The sequence below is a fragment of the Enterobacter sp. UPMP2052 genome, from assembly GCF_053709675.1.
This window is the reverse complement of record NZ_JBSKJR010000001.1, coordinates 849,934-866,966: the sequence shown is the minus strand read 5'-3', so window position 1 is coordinate 866,966 and position 17,033 is coordinate 849,934. Positions and strand designations below refer to the sequence as shown.

Genomic DNA, 17,033 nt, shown 5'->3' with positions numbered 1-17,033 from the left:
GGGTGCCCGGTAGGTTATGAGGAACGCACGAATAAGGTCTTACGGTATCTGCTGGCGGCTGTGCCGGATATAAGCGCTGCGGCCTGCACGACAAGAAGCGTAAGTTTTCCGGAAATTTATCATTGACCCTATTCCATCGAATGTTGGCCTGGGCGCGGCTCACGCCCGGCCCGCAGCCTTTTTATACTGCCTGCTCAACGCACAGACCGCACGGCTGCGGTTTCTCTGAAGGAGTAATGAATGCAACTGACTCAAATACGTAACGCCACGCTGAAGCTCGACTATGCCGGCGTCCGCTTCCTCATCGATCCGATGCTTTCTGACAAAGAAGCCTGGCCCGGTTTTCCCGGTACCGCGCGTTCGCACCTGCGCAACCCCATGGTCTCGCTGCCGGTCTCTGTTGAAGAGCTGCTGGAGGTGGACGTGATCATCGTGACGCACACGCATCAGGATCACTGGGACGAGGCGGCGCAGCAGTTGATCCCGAAGGACCGGGTGATTTATACGCAGAATGAGAGCGATGCGGCACTGCTGCGCTCGCAGGGCTTCACGGCGGTCAGCGTGCTGGCAGACACCAACGTCATTGCGGGCATCAGCGTTGCAAAAACCGACGGCCAGCACGGCAGCGACGAGGCGTACGCCATCCCCGAGGTAGCCGAGCGCCTGGGCGACGCGTGCGGCCTGGTCTTTTCTGCAGAGGGTGAAAAGACGCTGTACGTGGCCGGTGACACCATCTGGGTCCCGCCGTACGCAGAGAGCCTGGAAAAATACGCGCCTGACGTTGTAGTGCTTAACATGGGCCTGGCGACGGTAGACGGAATTGGTGCCATCATCATGGGTAAACAGGACGCGCTGCGCACGCTTGAGGTGCTGCCTTCGGCCACGGTGGTGGCATCGCACCTGGAGGCCGTTAACCACTGCCTGCTGAGCCGGGACGAACTGCGCGCCTTTGCAGCGGAAAATGGTATTCAGGACCGGGTACTGGTGCCGGAAGACGGCGAGACGCTGAATTTCTGACGCACAAGCGCCAGGGCGGCAGACTACGGTCTGCCGCCCGTCAGTCCGAACAAAGCAGGATAATCATCGCGGTTTACATCAGTAAGGGTACAGAATTATGTCCACGCTGCACGTTGTCGTTATCGCCACGCCGGGCTTCAGCCCGTTTCACTTTTCCGTGCCGTCCATGGTCTTTGACAAGGCGATGCCGGAGCCGGGCCTGTTCAGCGTGGATATCTGCGCCGAACAGCCCGGCGTCGTGGCGTCCGACATCGGTATCTCAATTAATGTGGAGCACGGGCTGGAGCGGCTCGATGTGGCGGATATCATCATTGTGCCGTTCTGGGAGCATCCTGAAACGCGCCCTGATGCGGCGTTACTGGAGGCGCTGCGCAGCGCCTGGCAGCGCGGGGCCGAAGTCGTGGGGCTGTGCCTCGGGGCGTACGTGCTGGCCTACGCAGGCCTGCTGAATAACCGCAGGGCGTCCACGCACTGGGAGTTTGAGCAGGATTTCGCCGCACGTTTTCCGGCGGTGCGGCTTGACAGCAACGCGCTCTATACAAGCGACGATCGCCTGGTGACGTCGGCCGGGACGGCGGCGGGTATCGACTGCTGCCTGAACATCGTGCGGGAACATTACGGAACCGCGCTGGCTAACCGTGTAGCCCGACGGATGGTTATTCCCCCGTACCGGGAAGGCGGGCAGGCTCAGTTTATTGAACATGCGGTGCCGGAGACGACGCGCGATGAACAGATAAACGATCTTATCGACTATCTGCGTCGCAACCTGGACAAGCGACACGATATTGACTCGATTGCGGGCTTCTCAGGCATGAGCCGGCGCACGCTGACACGACACTTCCTAAAGGCAACAGGTATGACCGTGGGGGACTGGCTCAGCGCCCAGCGCCTGCAGCGCAGCCAGGAGCTGCTGGAAACCACCGATCACAGCATTGAAACCGTGTCGTCGCTGGCGGGATATCAGTCACCGGTCTCGTTCCGGCAGAGCTTCAAGGCCCGCTTTAACGTCAGCCCCAGCGAGTGGCGCCGGACCTTCCGTGGCCCCGGTCTGATATAGATCCGGGCCGGCAGCCGGTACTGCTGCGCACCGCTTCCGGCTCATTATCGCTTTATTACTTTCGCATCAGCCTGCTTCGCTGAACCAGGCCGGGGCTGCTGCGCGCAAAATTCAGGACACACACATGAAACGTATGCCAGTGCAGGTGTATATCCTGTCAGGCTCTCAGGCGCTTTTTCAGACCGTTTCGATCATGATGATGGCGGTCGGCGGTCTTGCCGGACAGATGCTCGCTCCCTCGCCGGAGCTGGCCACGCTGCCAATTGCGGCGGCGGGGCTGGGAACGCTTCTGACAATTTTTCCGGCCTCGCTGTGGATGAGTCGCGCCGGACGCCGGGCCGGGTTTCTTACGGGAACGGCGGCGGGGGTTGTTGCCGGCATGTCGGCAACAGCCGGCCTGTACCTGCACTCCTTTATGCTGCTCTGTGCGGCCACGTTTCTCATCGGAATTTATCAGGCCTTTGCGCAGTATTACCGCTTCGCCGCCGTGGAAGTGGCCGGCAGCAGCGCCGGTTCAGCGGCCATTTCACTGGTGCTGGCCGGCGGCGTTGTCGCGGGCGTGGCGGGACCCTGGCTTGCGCGGGCCGGAAGCGCGCTGTTTACGGTACCGTTCATGGGTTCTTTTTTCCTGCTGGGCATGGTGGCACTCGCGGGACTGCTTCTGATGACAGGCCTGACCTTTCCCCCCGGTACGCACAGGGCACGGGATAAAAAGGTCCGCCAGGCCTGGTACCAGATTATAGCGCGGCCGGCTTACCTGACCGCGCTGTTCTCTGCCGCCACCGGCTTCGGCATCATGGTGCTGGCAATGACAGCCACGCCGCTCGCCATGCAGCACCATGGTTATACGCTGCTGCAGAGCACCACGGTGATCCAGTTGCACGTGCTGGGTATGTTTCTGCCGTCCTTTATTACCGGCAGGTTGATAGCGCGGTATGGCGTGCTGAACGTCATGCTGGCCGGCGCGGGGTTTCTGCTGCTGTACGCCGTGCTTTCCGTCTCCGGGCAGGGCTATAGCACGTTCAATGCTGCACTTATCGCGGTCGGTATCGGCTGGAATTTTCTCTACATCGGCGGCACGACCCTGCTGTCCACGGCGATAAGCGAGCCTGAAAAGGGGTTTGGTCAGGCGTTTAACGACATGAGCGTGGCGGTCTGTGTTCTGCTCTGTTCGCTTGCGGCAGGTCGTCTCCTGTGCACCGCCGGATGGGAGCGTATGAACCTGATGCTCATGCCGTGGATAGTCGCCTGTGCCGCGCTGCTTGTCCTGATGAAAACCCTGACTGCAAAGAGACGGTAAAGCGGCGTTACCGGTCGCGCTGGTTATTCCTGTATATACCCAATTAGTAAGGCGGCTTTGTGCCCGCCGGGAGATAGAATGTCTTTACGCTACGCCTTTAACTGGAGCATCTGGATTTCAGCTGCCTGCGCCCTTTACGTGGCAGGCTATATGCTCAGCCCGCTGTATGGCAGCGGCGTTATGGCGGCCTCGTTTATGGCTATGCCGGTTTATTTCACCATGGGCGCGCCGCGCAGCGGCTACTGGCACTATATCTCAAGCGCGCTTGCGGGTGTGGCGTGGGGCTGCCTGTATAACACCGCAACTGCCGTGCTCCATAGGGCAGGCCTTGCCGGGCTCGTTGCCGCAACGTTACAGGTTTTCGTCATAACAACGGTGATCTGCACCATTCACTTCACCTTTTTCGCAAAGGGGCTGATATCAAGCGTCCCGATGATTTTTGCCGCATCTGCCGCCATTGCCGTTTTCGGTGAGGATAAGTGGCTCCCGGTAGCACTACGCTGGGGCGGATTTCTCAGGCCGGTACGGCTTTACTGGACATAGAAGGACGCTGGAAATTCAGACTGCTGTCTGCCAGAAAATAACTGAAGTAATCCGGGCTGAAATCTAGCCCCCTTTTGGATAATAAAGTCTGCTTATGGCACAGAGCAGACCAGGACATCACCAGCGCGGATTAATGATGAAGGTCATAAAAAAGCGAAGAATAGTTGAGGAACGTTTTGCAGAGGTTTTGGAGAAAGGAAAAAAGGTATATATTCCGGGCCGTTGTTTTCACATACACCTTCTGAGTTCAGAGGCAACTTCATGACATGGCAGCAATTCAAGCAGACTTACCTGGTTAAGTTCTGGTCACCCGTTCCGGCAGTTATCGCAGCCGGTATCCTTTCGACTTACTATTTTGGCATTACCGGCACCTTCTGGGCAGTCACCGGCGAGTTTACCCGCTGGGGTGGACAGCTGTTACAGCTGGCCGGGGTGCATGCCGAAGAGTGGGGCTACTTCAAACTGATTCATCTGGACGGCACGCCGCTGACCCGCATCGACGGGATGATGATTATCGGTATGTTCGGCGGCTGCTTTGCGGCAGCGCTGTGGGCAAACAACGTTAAGATCCGCATGCCAAAAAGCCGCATTCGTATTATGCAGGCCGTTGTTGGCGGGATCATTGCCGGGTTTGGTGCACGACTGGCAATGGGCTGTAACCTTGCCGCTTTCTTTACCGGTATTCCTCAGTTTTCTCTGCACGCCTGGTTCTTTGCCGTGGCGACGGCCATTGGCTCGTACTTTGGCGCTAAATTCACCCTGCTCCCGCTGTTTCGCATTCCCGTGAAGATGGTCAAAGTGGGCGCGGCATCGCCGCTGACCCAAAAGCCCGCACAGGCCCGTCGTCGCTTCCGCCTTGGGATGTTGATCTTTTTCGCGATGGTTGCGTGGGCACTTTGCACCGCGTTAAACCAGCCGAAACTGGGGCTGGCTATGCTTTTCGGCGTCGGCTTTGGGCTGCTGATTGAACGCGCTCAGATCTGCTTTACCAGCGCGTTTCGCGATATGTGGATCACCGGGCGCACGATGATGGCAAAAGCGATTATTGCCGGGATGGCGGTGAGCGCCATTGGTATCTTCAGCTATGTGCAGCTTGGCGTTGAGCCAAAAATCATGTGGGCAGGTCCAAACGCCGTGATTGGCGGCCTGCTGTTTGGTTTTGGTATTGTGCTGGCCGGCGGCTGCGAAACGGGCTGGATGTACCGGGCCGTGGAAGGTCAGGTGCATTACTGGTGGGTCGGTCTGGGTAACGTGATTGGCTCAACGATTCTGGCGTATTTCTGGGATGATCTCTCCCCGGTGCTGGCGACCAACTGGGATAAGGTTAATCTGCTCGCGACGTTTGGCCCGCTCGGCGGCCTGTTAGTGACCTACGCCCTGCTGTTAATCGCATTTTTACTCGTCGTGGCGCAGGAAAAACGCTTCTTCCGCCGCAGCCCTGTCAGCACTGAAAGACAGGAGAATATCGCATGAAAGATATCGTGCCTGACTATCGTCTCGATATGGTCGGCGAGCCTTGCCCATATCCGGCCGTCGCCACGCTTGAAGCGCTGCCACAACTTAAAAAAGGTGAGATACTGGAAGTGGTAAGCGATTGCCCTCAGTCGATCAATAATATCCCTCTGGATGCCAAAAACCACGGGTATACCGTTCTGGATATTCAGCAGGATGGTCCGACTATTCGTTATTTAATTCAGAAATAATACCACTGTCTAAAAAGGCCTCAGCGAGGCCTTTATTCAGGTGACGGGCTTAGGCCATCGCCGTCGTTTAAGCTTTGGTAGGCATGAATGTGTGGTGAGTCGTGTCGCGCAAACGGAACAGACTGCACCGTGGGGTTGGTTTGCTGCCGGGTTAAACCTGGTAAAATAAAAGCGGGTACCCGCACAAACCGGACATTCAAATTTTATGTCGGGGATATCCCCTCCAGCCAGTTATGTGGAGTAACCAGACTACATGAATTATTAGATCAACAGGGATATATCGTCCTTTTTTACCAGCCAGCCGCCAATAGCATTCGCTATTCCCTTGAAAACTAAGTCATGTTGATCCATGGCAAAGTTAAGTGGCTTGACTTAAGTAAAATCTTAAGTCTGGTTTGAGTAAGGCTTTAATGGATTAATGTTTTTAAGATCGCTTTTGTTTATTTCTTTATTTGTGTCATGTCACGCTTCGTCTCTCAATTTCTCCTCTACGCTTTTACGGCTCAATTGCCCGGACCGGGGGTTGGTTGAGGTTATCCTTCACGCCTATGGCCATACCCAGGAAAAGTGGCAGGGAAATTTTGAAACCGGCGCTGGTCACAAGCGCTCCGGCGATACCGAAATTATTCCGTTTGCGAACGGTGATATTCTGTTCCATTCCATCTCCAGCGATGCATTCAGCTATTTATATGACGGCGAAACGCGCCTTAAACGCTGCGCTAAGCTGGATGAACGGCCCGTCTATCCCTCATTCTGAAGAGGCTGGCCGCGCCGCGGCCAGCTGAACGCGTCCGTCAGAATCGATAGCCCGCCGAGAACATAAATACCCATGGGTCGAGGCGAGTGCTGATGCTCTGCTGTTCACCCCCGGCCTTGAAACGAACATCGGTATCGATATCCATATACCAGACTGAGGCGTTAATCAGCCAGTCGCGGTTAATCAGATAATCGAGACCCACCTGCCCCGCCACGCCCCAGGAATCCTTCAGGCTGAGATCGGAAAGGCCTGCCGCTTTCCCGGTATCGTTAAATTTCTCATCAAAGAAAGTGGTGTAATTCACGCCTGCCCCGATATACGGGCGCACCTTGCTGCTTGAGTCACCAAAATACCACTGCGCCATCAGCGTAGGCGGCAAATGGTGCACCGTAGCGATATCCCCGGTTGGCCCCGTCCCCACGCGATGGCGGAAAGGCGTGGCCGCCAGTAATTCAACGCCAATGTTATCCGTTGCCATATAGGTGAACGTTAAGCCCAGTTGGGTATTGTTGCTAACGTTAAAGCCTCCCAGACCCAGAACGTTATCCGATCCTTCGGTTGGACGGACCGTTGCTGAACCGGCTCGTATAAAGAATTCGCCTGCTTCGTGCGCGTACGCGCCGCCAGAGAGACTGCTTAAGATAAGGGCTGCCACCGCTAATTTTTTCATATCCGCTCCATCGATGTGGTTTTCATAGCGGTGGTGAATATACTCACAAATGAGTAATAAGTGATCTAACACAGATCACATTAAAACCAATACTTTAACATTCATTGATCTGGGTTAATTTTTAAGGTCAATTCTGGAGGGGCGAATGCGTATCTATATCAAATTTCAAGGATATGCAGGCCAGGTAATTGTCATTAAGCATCGCTAAACGAGAGGATCAGATTCTGGCGTTGAAGACGGGAAAGTTGACTCTTACCGCTGCTTTACAAAGATATGCTTTTCCATACACCCCTTGATGCTGCCACATCGGCGTTATCCGGTGTACAATTGCCGGCTAATTAACACCTGCAATACTCAAGGAGAGTGCATGTCTATCACGGCGAAGTCTGTCTACCGTGACACGGGAAATTTTTTCCGCAATCAGTTCATTACCTTTTTACTGATTGCGTTGTTGTGCGCTTTTATCACGGTGGTGCTGGGTCATGCGTTCTCACCCAGTGATGAACAAATTGCCAGCCTCAGCCAGGGAGATCACCTTGCAGGGAGCGTGGGGCTGTTTGACCTGGTGCAGAACATGACGCCTGAACAGCAGCAAATCCTGCTGCGGGCATCGGCTGCGTCCACCTTCTCGGGCCTGATTGGCAATGCTATCCTCGCAGGTGGTGTGCTGCTGATGATCCAACTGGTTTCAGCCGGACAACGCGTCAGCGCCCTGCGTGCCATCGGTGCCAGCGCCCCTGTTCTGCCGAAACTGTTTATCCTCATTTTTCTGACCACCCTGCTAGTACAGATGGGGATTATGCTGATCGTAGTTCCGGGCGTGCTGCTGGCTATCGTGCTCTCCTTCGCGCCGGTGATGGTGGTCCAGGATAAAATGGGGATCTTCACTGCGATGCGCAGCAGCATCCGACTGGCCTGGTCGAATATGCGCCTGGTCGCACCGGCTGTCATCGGCTGGCTGCTTGCTAAAACGCTGTTACTGCTGTTTGCACCGAACTTTGCCGTGTTAACGCCCAATGTGGGTGCGGTAGTCGCTAATACGCTGAGCAACCTGATTTCAGCCGTGCTGCTGGTCTACCTGTTCCGCCTGTATATGTTAATTCGTCAGTAGTCCTGATGGCCGGGCACATCGCTGTGTCTAGCCCCACTCAGAGGATGGGATTGTAGAATGAAGCAGTTTCTGGATTTTTTACCGCTGGTCGTCTTTTTTGCCTTTTATAAGCTGTACGACATCTATGCTGCGACCACGGCACTGATTATCGCCACAGCCATCGTGCTGATTTACAGCTGGGTTCGCTATCGTAAAGTTGAAAAAATGGCGCTGGTGACGTTTGTCCTGGTTGCGGTCTTTGGCGGGTTAACCCTGTTCTTCCATAATGATGAGTTTATCAAATGGAAGGTGACCGTCATTTATGGCCTGTTCGCCGGTGCATTGCTGATTAGCCAGTGGATCATGAAAAAGCCGCTGATCCAGCGTATGCTGGGTAAAGAGCTGACGCTGCCGCAGCACGTCTGGTCCCGCCTGAATATCGCCTGGGCGGTGTTCTTTATTTTATGTGGCCTCGCCAATATCTATATCGCCTTCTGGCTGCCACAGAATATTTGGGTCAACTTCAAGGTCTTTGGCCTGACGGCGTTAACGCTGATCTTCACCCTGTTAAGCGGGGTGTATATCTATCGTCATATGCCTCAGGACGAGAAGCACTAATAAACATAACCGGAGCGCAAATTACATGCGCTCCGGTCTATTCTCTCCAGCCCGAAATCATAGTAGCATCCCGCCTGAAGTCTTCAGTTACGAGTAAAAACAATGACAAAAAATGACGCCCCTCAGGGCGAACTGGTATTGCGCACGCTGGCAATGCCCGCAGACACCAATGCTAACGGCGATATTTTTGGCGGCTGGCTTATGTCGCAAATGGATATGGGCGGCGCGATCCTGGCAAAAGAGATTGCACACGGGCGGGTTGTAACCGTCCGGGTAGACGGCATGACCTTCCTTCGACCAGTGGCTGTGGGTGACGTTGTCTGCTGTTACGCGCGCTGTGTTAAGCGCGGCAATACGTCTATTTCTATCAATATTGAAGTGTGGGTGAAAAAAGTCTCTTCTGAGCCGATTGGGCAGCGTTATAAAGCAACGGAAGCGCTGTTTATCTACGTGGCGGTAGATAACGCGGGCAAACCCCGGCCACTGCCGCAGGGCTGATATTCCGACAAAAAAAAGCCTCCGGTCCGGAGGCTTTTTCTTTTATTCCATCTGTGCCCCGCCGTTCAGGCGGAACACAATATTCACAATCAACCCACGACCCGGCTTGCCGGCTTCATAACGCCATTTTCTCATGGCTGACTTCACCTCACGCTCGAACATATTAGAAGGCTGTGCAGACAGGACCTCTACGTTCTCGACGCGGCCATCAGAGGTTACGTCAAATTTGACCCGCACACGCCCTTCAATACGCAGGGCCTGAGCACGTGCGGGATATTGCGGTTGGTTACGGCTGAGGGCGCGAGGCCCCGCAGGCGCGGATACCGTTGGTTTTGCCGCAGCAGGCGCGCTATTCATTAGCGGTCGCGACGGCGCAGCGTTTTCGACCGTCTGCGTTGCGCGTGGCTCAACCGGACGCGTTTCACGTTTCGGACGCTCTTCCACCTTCTTCACCGGCTTTGGCTTCGGTTTAGGTTTGGGTTTTGGCTCCGGCTTGTGGATCACCACGGGCGCTTCTTTCGGCGGCTCCGGAACGGGTTCAGGCTCTGGCTCCGGTTCTGGCTCAGCGACGGGCTGTGGCGGTGGCGCAACCTGCGGCGGCTCAAGATCCGCAGGCGATACCATGGTCACAGAAATAGGCTGCGCGGGCGCTGGCATTTCAATAACCTGATGAACCGAGGTATAGAGCAGACCCGCCACGACAGCGCCGTGGATAACCACGGAAAGCAGCGTCGGCCATGGAAAGCGGCGAGGTAAATCTAGGGTCATCGAAGTCATAATCATCAACGTTTAAAAACCGGACCTCGATTTTAAATGCAAATAGCAATCATATTCAACAAGTCACTTTGATGCGGGGCAATTTAAGCGCAAGAAACCCCAAAAAAAGCGCACTCAGATCAGGGTATTAACATTGTTTTTATCTTTACATTGCAGTCAGTTGCCCTTTCACATAACGTAATTGACACTTTTACTGGTTAAGGAGCTACCCCCGTGCTTTATGTGATTTACGCCGAAGATAACGCCGACTCCCTGGAAAAACGCCTCTCTGTACGCCCTGCGCACCTGGCTCGCCTGCAGCTGCTTCAGGATGAAGGCAAATTATTGACCGCAGGCCCAATGCCTGCCGTAGACAGCAACGATCCGGGTGCGGCGGGTTTTTCAGGCTCGACGGTCATTGCTGAATTCGAATCACTGGAAGCCGCGCAGGCCTGGGCTGACGCGGATCCGTACGTCGCGGCGGGCGTGTATGCAAAGGTAACCGTGCGGCCTTACAAGAAAGTATTTTGATATAAGAAAGGCTCCCTAAGGAGCCTTTTTTCGACTGATTTTACTCAGTGCAGTGATGCCAGCCTCGCCGCAAAGCCCACAAACAGCAGCCCTATCAAACCATTTCCCAGCGTCGCCAGTTTCTTTTTGGTTTTCAGGTAGCGCGTGACAAACGCGCCGGAGAAGATCAGGAAGCTCATATACATAAAGCTGATTAGCTCGAGCGTTGTAGCAAGGATCAGGAAAGAGGTACCTGTATTTTCAGCCCGCACATCAATGAACTGTACAAAAAACGAGACGTAGAAAAGAATCGCTTTCGGGTTCGTCAGGCTTAACACCAGCGAGCGCTTCATGATCATGCTGGCGGGTTCTGTACCGCTCTGTTGGCCGTTATTTTGCCGGGTAGCCACTGACCAGAGTATTTTTCCCCCGAGCCACAACAGATAAAATGCGCCCAGATAACGAACAATATTGAATAACACCGGCGTCGTCTGGATAAGCGCAGCGACACCTGCCCAGGCCAGGAACATCAGTACCGCGTCGCCGATAAATACCCCGGTGGCGGCCAGATAACCTTTTTTAACACCGTGGCCAATCCCTGTTTTCAGCACAAACAAGGTATTCGGACCTGGAACCAGAACAATAAAAAATGCGCCGACAACGTACGTCCAAAAATTCAGTACACCAAACTCCGCAAACACCTCTCCCTCCTTTTGCTTAAAATGACGAGAATATCGCTGCAACGACGATATTCCCAAAACGCCCGGCTATTGTACGCCGTTATAGCCGTCAAAATAAGACGCGGCCAGTTCATTGCCAAACAGGATGGCGTCTTTTTCCTCCATCCCGGAGGTCCATGTGTCACTGGCGTTGCCGTTGAACGAGTGATCGGTACTCGCATCTTGTTTAAGCTGGTCGCGGATACTCTGCGCATAGGCAGACGCTTCCTCCTGTGTTCGGCCTGCGGCGCGGTCCGCTTTGCCGCGGGCATACAGTTCACGGAACTGTGGTACGTTCAGTCGGTAATTTTGTGAAACGCTCGAGGTGTAGTTGCCCCCGACAAAACTGGATTTATGCGAGACGAAATAATACGCATGGCGTTCGGGTGACGTTTTTGTATTCGTACACCCGCCGAGCAGCGCAATCCCGAGAAATAACGCGATATGTTTTCCGTTCATTCCATTTTCCTTTTAAACATTCCACTGCGTGGCCCAGGCGTATATATATACTGCCAGCGAAGAGAATGTCGGCAGCTGTAATTCTTCCCTGAGCGCGTCCAGCGCTAAAAGCACAATAAAGACCCACAAATAGGGATTCATTCTCGTAATTTCATAAGATTAGGCGCGCAAAGTATACCGCGGAAGCCTGCTGTCGGGGACTGCAAATAATGATAGATTTTGGCGGCATTGTGGGCACCGTGACGGTGCCCTGTGGGGATCAGATGTCCTGGACCGCGAACAGTAATGCATTACGGTGTCGGCTAAGCCCACATTTCCTGATGGCGTGAATACGCATATTGCGGCGGGATTGTGCTTCCAGCCAACGAGCCTTACGACGACTCACCTGTCGCAACATGCGCCAGCGCCCTACTTCATTTCTACTGCGCTTCATGTCTACAACTCTTTCTTTATAAGAAAGGCCATTATAAACCCAACCTGGCGGCAAACCAGCGCTTTTATCTGCCGTTTTTATTTGCCAGATGAATCCTGATGCGTACACTCATAACAATACGCTTTCAAAAGGATTTTTTAACTATGACAACCTTCTACACCGTGGTGAGTTGGCTGGTCATTCTGGGATACTGGCTGTTAATCGCGGGGGTGACATTACGTATCCTGATGAAGCGCAGAGCTGTACCCTCTGCCATGGCCTGGCTTCTGATTATCTATATTCTGCCGCTGGTGGGCATCATCGCCTATCTCTCTTTTGGCGAACTCCATTTGGGTAAACGGCGTGCAGAGCGCGCCCGCGCGATGTGGCCATCGACAGCAAAGTGGCTTAACGATCTTAAAGCCTGCAAACATATCTTTGCGGAAGAAAATAGCAGCGTCGCGGCATCGCTGTTTCAGCTGTGCGAGCGGCGCCAGGGAATTGGCGGCGTCAAGGGGAACCAGCTGCAGCTGATGACCACCTCCGATGATGTGATGCAGGCGCTGATCCGTGACATTCAGCTTGCACGCCACAACATCGAGATGGTGTTTTACATCTGGCAGCCAGGCGGGATGGCGGACCAGGTTGCCGAGTCGCTGATGGCGGCCGCGCGGCGTGGGATCCACTGCCGCCTTATGCTCGACTCCGCAGGGAGCGTCGCGTTTTTCCGCAGCCCCTGGGCCGGTATGATGCGCAATGCGGGTATCGAAGTGGTGGAGGCGCTCAAGGTTAACCTGCTGCGTGTTTTCCTGCGACGCATGGATCTGCGCCAGCACCGTAAGATGATCCTGATTGATAACTATATTGCCTACACCGGCAGCATGAACATGGTTGACCCCCGCTTCTTCAAACAAGATTCCGGGGTCGGACAATGGATCGACCTGATGGCGCGTATGGAAGGCCCGGTGGCGACGTCGATGGGGATCGTTTATTCCTGTGACTGGGAAATTGAGACGGGCAAACGCATCCTGCCGCCACCGCCAGACGGGAATATCATGCCGTTTGAAGAGGCCAGCGGCCACACCATCCACACCATCGCGTCTGGCCCGGGTTTCCCGGAGGATCTGATCCATCAGGCGCTGCTCACCGCGACCTATTCCGCACGTGAGTATTTGATCATGACGACCCCCTACTTCGTCCCGAGTGACGATCTGCTGCATGCGATCTGTACCGCCGCGCAGCGTGGCGTGGACGTCAGCATTATTATGCCGCGTAAGAATGACTCGCTGCTGGTGGGCTGGGCAAGCCGCGCGTTCTTCAGCGAACTGCTTGCCGCAGGCGTGAAAATCTATCAGTTTGAAGGCGGATTGTTACATACCAAGAGCGTGCTGGTTGATGGCGAACTGAGTCTCGTGGGAACCGTGAACCTCGATATGCGCAGCCTGTGGCTCAACTTTGAGATCACACTGGTGATTGATGACGCCGGTTTTGGCGGCGATCTGGCGGCGGTTCAGGATGATTACATCTCGCGCTCGCGCCTGCTGGACGCCAGGCTGTGGGTGAAACGTCCGTTGTGGCAGCGAATTGCCGAACGACTGTTTTACTTCTTTAGTCCGTTGCTGTAAAACGTGCCCAACGATGTTAAACAGGTAGTCATCATGGAAATGGATCTGAATAATCGCCTGACCGAAGACGAAACGCTCGAGCAGGCCTATGACATTTTTCTCGAACTGGCGGTGGATAATCTCGACCCGGCCGACGTGATCCTCTTTAATCTGCAGTTCGAAGAGCGCGGCGGCGCCGAACTGTTCGACCCGGCCGAAGACTGGGCCGAACATGTCGATTTCGATCTCAATCCAGATTTCTTCGCCGAGGTGGTGATTGGTCTTGCCGATGAAGATGGCGGTGAAATTAACGATATCTTCGCCCGCGTACTGCTCTGTCGCGAGAAAGACCACAAGCTGTGCCATATTTTATGGCGCGAGTGATAAAAAAGGCTGCGATGGCAGCCTTTTTTATTTACTCCGGTAAGTGACTTCCACAGCGGTGACAAAACCGTGCGCTGTGCTCATGACTCCCCTGCTGACAATTCGGGCACTTCCTCTGCTGCTGGCGACTTTGAAATGCGCTGCTCATGTGCGTGGTAATAAGCCCCGTCGGGATCGCAATCACCGAATAGCCAATCAGAATGAGCACCGATGCCACAATGCGCCCCAGCGGCGTGTGCGGGGTAATATCGCCGTAGCCCACGGTGGTGACCGTCACGATGGCCCAGTACACCGACGCATTCAGCGTGGTGAAGCCGTATTTTGGCCCCTCAATTAAATACATCAGCGATCCGAAGACAATCATCACAATCGCGATAAACGAATAAAAGAGAATAAGCTGATGTCGCGCGCTGAGGATCGCCACCCAAAATACCCTCAGCGACGGCATAAACCGCAGTAGTTTTAAAATACGCAGCACGCGAATGGCGCGCATGGCTCGCCAGGCAAACACATAGTTCAGGCTGATTTCCGGCCAAAGCCACATAACGTACAGCGGCAGGATGGTGGCTAAATCAATAAAGCCCCAGAAGCTGAAAACGTATTTTGCCGGATTAGGCCAGCAGGCGACGCGTAAAATAAACTCAAGGGTAAAGACCAGGGTGACGATCAGTTCCAGCCAGACAAAGACGTGCCATTCATCAAAGGTCAGGTGATATTGCGTTCCGGCGCCGGATTCGACAAAGATAATGATCACGCTTATCAGCGCAAATAATCCGCACAGCCCCTCAAAGCGCCGCCCGGACACCGTATGGGGATCGAATAACAGGTGATACAGCCGCTGACGGGCCGACGTGAATAATCGCGACACATTAACCTCGCAAATAATAAGGGCTGACATCATGTCAGCCCTTGCGATTATAACGGGTCTACTTTCAGGCAGGAAACCGCATGTCGGAAACTGCCTTCCAGAACCGGCCTCGTTTTTGCACATTCCGGCCCGGCAATAGGACAGCGCGTACGGAAAACGCAGCCCGATGGCGGGTTAATGGGCGACGGCAGTTCACCCTCCAGAAGCTGGATGGTTTTATTCTTTTCCAGATCGGGATCCGGAACAGGCACCGCGGACATCAGCGCTTTGGTGTACGGGTGCAACGGGTTATGGTACACCTCATCGTACGTGCCTAGCTCAACGGCGTGACCCAGGTACATCACCAGAACGCGGTCGGAGATGTGCTTCACGACCGCCAGGTCATGCGCGATGAAAATCAGCGACAGGCCCATTTCACGCTGCAGCTTTTGCAGCAGGTTCACCACCTGCGCCTGGATAGACACGTCCAGCGCGGAGACAGGCTCATCGCAGATAATCAGCTTCGGCTCGAGGATCAGCGCACGCGCAATGCCGATACGCTGGCACTGGCCGCCGGAGAACTCGTGCGGATAACGGTTGATGAGGTTAGGCAGCAGACCCACCTTCATCATCATCGCCTTGACGCGGTCGCGCGCTTCCTGACGCGACATTTTAGGATGGTAAGTACGCAGCGGCTCGGCGATGATCTCCCCGATGGTCATACGCGGGTTCAGCGATGCCAGCGGATCCTGGAAAATCATCTGGATGTCGCTGCGTACCGCGCGCCATTCATTCGGCTTCATACCCAGCAGATCTTTGCCCAGCCACGCTACTTTGCCGTCGGTCGCTTTCACCAGACCGATAATCGCGCGCGCAAAGGTGGATTTGCCGCAGCCGGACTCACCCACCACGCCCAGCGTTTCCCCTTCGTACAGACGAAGCGTTACGCCATCAACCGCCTTAAGGGTTTTAGAGGGCTGCCAGAACCACTGTTTGCCATCTTTGATATCGAAATGAACCTTGAGGTCGGCGATTTCGAGCAGCACGTTTCTTTTTTCATCTATGGCGTTCATACCAGCTCCTCCAGCGGCTTATAGCAGGCGCGCAGTCGGCCCGGGGCAAACGCTTCCAGCGGCGGCGCGCTGTTACAGATTTCCATCGCGTGCGGGCAGCGCGGCTGGAACGGACAACCTTTCGGTAAACGCAGCAGGTTCGGCGGGTTACCTGGAATGGTCAGCAGAGATTCCCCTTCCGCATCAAGACGCGGAACGGCGTTCAGCAGGCCAATCGAATACGGATGGGCTGGCTGGTAGAACACGTCTCGCGCCTTGCCGTACTCCATAGTACGCCCTGCGTACATCACCAGCACTTTATCGCAGATGCCCGCGACGACGCCCAAGTCGTGGGTGATCATGATAATGGCAGTGTTAAATTCACGCTTAAGCTCATTCAACAGAGTCATGATCTGCGCCTGAACGGTCACGTCCAGCGCGGTGGTAGGTTCATCGGCAATCAGCAGCTTGGGCCTGCACAGCAGCGCCATGGCGATCATTACGCGCTGGCGCATGCCGCCGGAGAACTCGTGCGGGAACATGCGCATACGCTTGCGCGCTTCCGGCATTTTTACCGCATCGAGCATTTTTACGGACTCTTCAAACGCTTCCGCTTTACCCAGCCCTTTATGCAGCATCAGCACTTCCATCAGCTGTTCACCCACGCGCATATACGGGTTCAGGGAGGTCATCGGGTCCTGAAAAATCATTGAGATTTGCTCGGCGCGCAGCGTGTTCAGCTGTTGCTCCGGCAGGTTGAGGATCTCTTTTCCGTTGAAGGTGGCAGATCCCCCGATACGCCCGTTTTGCGCCAGCAGGCCCATCAGCGCAAACGCCGTTTGCGATTTACCTGAACCGGACTCGCCCACAATACCGAGGGTTTCACCGGCCCGCAGGCTGAAGTTCAGATCGTTAACGGCGGTAACATCGCCGTCTGGCGTGTTAAACGTCACGCGGAGATCTTTGACGTCCAGCAGAATGCTTTCCTGCTGTTGCGCCTGCGGCACAGATGCCGTTTCAATAATTGTCATGACGGC

The 17,033-nt window shown here is 54.9% G+C and carries 22 protein-coding genes and 1 pseudogene; 14 read left to right on the top strand and 9 right to left on the bottom strand.

Translation table 11 applies throughout. From position 1 onward, the window contains the following. Nucleotides 1-240: 240 nt before the first annotated feature. The 7 genes from ACWKX3_RS03965 to ACWKX3_RS03935 all read left to right on the top strand — a co-directional run bounded on the left by ACWKX3_RS03965 (nt 241) and on the right by ACWKX3_RS03935 (nt 6,377). Entirely contained in the window at nt 241-1,017 is a 777-nt protein-coding gene (locus ACWKX3_RS03965) for an MBL fold metallo-hydrolase (protein ID WP_101737581.1), read from the top strand. Between the two features lie 97 nt (nt 1,018-1,114). After that, nucleotides 1,115-2,074, top strand: a complete 960-nt coding sequence (locus ACWKX3_RS03960) for a GlxA family transcriptional regulator (protein WP_454541308.1) — start codon at nt 1,115-1,117, stop codon at nt 2,072-2,074. Between the two features lie 124 nt (nt 2,075-2,198). After that, nucleotides 2,199-3,374: an MFS transporter gene (locus ACWKX3_RS03955; RefSeq protein ID WP_454541307.1), complete on the top strand. Its 1,176-nt coding sequence runs from the start codon at nt 2,199-2,201 to the stop codon at nt 3,372-3,374. A gap of 78 nt (nt 3,375-3,452) precedes the next feature. Beyond that, nucleotides 3,453-3,917, top strand: a complete 465-nt coding sequence (locus ACWKX3_RS03950; protein ID WP_454541306.1) for a hypothetical protein — start codon at nt 3,453-3,455, stop codon at nt 3,915-3,917. Nucleotides 3,918-4,178: 261 nt separating this feature from the next. Then, a complete protein-coding gene (yedE, locus tag ACWKX3_RS03945; RefSeq protein WP_454541305.1) occupies nt 4,179-5,390 on the top strand; it encodes a selenium metabolism membrane protein YedE/FdhT in 1,212 nt (403 codons plus the stop codon). After that, nucleotides 5,387-5,620, top strand: a complete 234-nt coding sequence (gene yedF / locus ACWKX3_RS03940; RefSeq protein WP_006175744.1) for a sulfurtransferase-like selenium metabolism protein YedF — start codon at nt 5,387-5,389, stop codon at nt 5,618-5,620. Before yedE ends, yedF begins: the two co-directional genes overlap by 4 nt. Before the next feature lie 523 nt (nt 5,621-6,143). Beyond that, nucleotides 6,144-6,377, top strand: coding sequence for a hypothetical protein (locus ACWKX3_RS03935; RefSeq protein ID WP_237658011.1), 234 nt, complete (start codon nt 6,144-6,146; stop codon nt 6,375-6,377). A gap of 37 nt (nt 6,378-6,414) precedes the next feature. Here the strand turns inward: ACWKX3_RS03935 and ompW are convergent, their stop codons facing one another. After that, nucleotides 6,415-7,047, bottom strand: coding sequence for an outer membrane protein OmpW (gene ompW, locus ACWKX3_RS03930; protein ID WP_006175755.1), 633 nt, complete (start codon nt 7,045-7,047; stop codon nt 6,415-6,417). Between the two features lie 252 nt (nt 7,048-7,299). On the opposite strand from ompW, the pseudogene ACWKX3_RS03925 reads away from it, so the two are divergent. From ACWKX3_RS03925 to yciA, 4 genes and pseudogenes are all read left to right on the top strand, one after another. Next, a pseudogene (locus ACWKX3_RS03925) lies at nt 7,300-7,389 on the top strand (YkgJ family cysteine cluster protein); the annotation flags it as partial. Between the two features lie 25 nt (nt 7,390-7,414). After that, nucleotides 7,415-8,158 carry a YciC family protein gene (locus ACWKX3_RS03920; RefSeq protein WP_006175756.1) on the top strand — a complete coding sequence of 248 codons (744 nt, stop codon included), beginning with the start codon at nt 7,415-7,417 and terminating at the stop codon, nt 8,156-8,158. A 57-nt stretch (nt 8,159-8,215) separates the two neighbouring features. Next, the gene (locus ACWKX3_RS03915) at nt 8,216-8,755 is read left to right on the top strand and encodes a septation protein A (RefSeq protein WP_006175757.1); all 540 of its coding nucleotides are present in this window, start codon (nt 8,216-8,218) and stop codon (nt 8,753-8,755) included. Between the two features lie 102 nt (nt 8,756-8,857). Continuing rightward, nucleotides 8,858-9,253 (top strand): acyl-CoA thioester hydrolase YciA, encoded by a 396-nt coding sequence (gene yciA / locus ACWKX3_RS03910; protein WP_400405124.1) that lies wholly within the window; start codon nt 8,858-8,860, stop codon nt 9,251-9,253. Between the two features lie 42 nt (nt 9,254-9,295). Here the strand turns inward: yciA and tonB are convergent, their stop codons facing one another. Further along, nucleotides 9,296-10,021 (bottom strand): TonB system transport protein TonB, encoded by a 726-nt coding sequence (gene tonB / locus ACWKX3_RS03905; protein ID WP_058610418.1) that lies wholly within the window; start codon nt 10,019-10,021, stop codon nt 9,296-9,298. Nucleotides 10,022-10,243: 222 nt separating this feature from the next. Between tonB and ACWKX3_RS03900 the strand changes: the two genes are divergently transcribed. Continuing rightward, entirely contained in the window at nt 10,244-10,540 is a 297-nt protein-coding gene (locus ACWKX3_RS03900) for a YciI family protein (RefSeq protein ID WP_058610417.1), read from the top strand. Between the two features lie 44 nt (nt 10,541-10,584). Here the strand turns inward: ACWKX3_RS03900 and leuE are convergent, their stop codons facing one another. The 4 genes from leuE to ACWKX3_RS03880 all read right to left on the bottom strand — a co-directional run bounded on the left by leuE (nt 10,585) and on the right by ACWKX3_RS03880 (nt 12,130). Then, a complete protein-coding gene (gene leuE, locus ACWKX3_RS03895; protein ID WP_454541304.1) occupies nt 10,585-11,220 on the bottom strand; it encodes a leucine efflux protein LeuE in 636 nt (211 codons plus the stop codon). A 66-nt stretch (nt 11,221-11,286) separates the two neighbouring features. Continuing rightward, complete coding sequence (locus ACWKX3_RS03890) at nt 11,287-11,697, bottom strand: Exc2 family lipoprotein (RefSeq protein WP_454541303.1); 411 nt, start codon at nt 11,695-11,697, stop codon at nt 11,287-11,289. Between the two features lie 12 nt (nt 11,698-11,709). Then, on the bottom strand, nt 11,710-11,838 hold the full coding sequence (locus ACWKX3_RS03885; RefSeq protein WP_454541302.1) for a KPN_01571 family protein: 129 nt from the start codon (nt 11,836-11,838) through the stop codon (nt 11,710-11,712). A 118-nt stretch (nt 11,839-11,956) separates the two neighbouring features. Beyond that, nucleotides 11,957-12,130, bottom strand: a complete 174-nt coding sequence (locus ACWKX3_RS03880) for a YciY family protein (protein ID WP_088208314.1) — start codon at nt 12,128-12,130, stop codon at nt 11,957-11,959. A gap of 143 nt (nt 12,131-12,273) precedes the next feature. On the opposite strand from ACWKX3_RS03880, the gene cls reads away from it, so the two are divergent. Together cls and ACWKX3_RS03870 are read left to right on the top strand one after the other, a co-directional pair. Then, on the top strand, nt 12,274-13,734 hold the full coding sequence (cls, locus tag ACWKX3_RS03875) for a cardiolipin synthase (protein ID WP_042319969.1): 1,461 nt from the start codon (nt 12,274-12,276) through the stop codon (nt 13,732-13,734). 33 nt (nt 13,735-13,767) lie between these two features. Further along, nucleotides 13,768-14,097 carry an HI1450 family dsDNA-mimic protein gene (locus tag ACWKX3_RS03870; RefSeq protein WP_003856748.1) on the top strand — a complete coding sequence of 110 codons (330 nt, stop codon included), beginning with the start codon at nt 13,768-13,770 and terminating at the stop codon, nt 14,095-14,097. Between the two features lie 31 nt (nt 14,098-14,128). Here ACWKX3_RS03870 and ACWKX3_RS03865 read toward each other — a convergent pair whose 3' ends face one another. The 3 genes from ACWKX3_RS03865 to oppD are packed head-to-tail and all read right to left on the bottom strand — an operon-like array spanning nt 14,129 to nt 17,027. Next, nucleotides 14,129-14,998, bottom strand: a complete 870-nt coding sequence (locus ACWKX3_RS03865) for an ion transporter (RefSeq protein ID WP_202560769.1) — start codon at nt 14,996-14,998, stop codon at nt 14,129-14,131. 14 nt (nt 14,999-15,012) lie between these two features. After that, nucleotides 15,013-16,017 (bottom strand): murein tripeptide/oligopeptide ABC transporter ATP-binding protein OppF, encoded by a 1,005-nt coding sequence (oppF, locus tag ACWKX3_RS03860; RefSeq protein ID WP_454541301.1) that lies wholly within the window; start codon nt 16,015-16,017, stop codon nt 15,013-15,015. Then, nucleotides 16,014-17,027, bottom strand: a complete 1,014-nt coding sequence (gene oppD / locus ACWKX3_RS03855) for an ABC transporter ATP-binding protein (protein WP_101737517.1) — start codon at nt 17,025-17,027, stop codon at nt 16,014-16,016. The genes oppF and oppD overlap by 4 nt, the downstream gene beginning before the upstream one ends. Between the last annotated feature and the right edge of the window lie 6 nt (nt 17,028-17,033).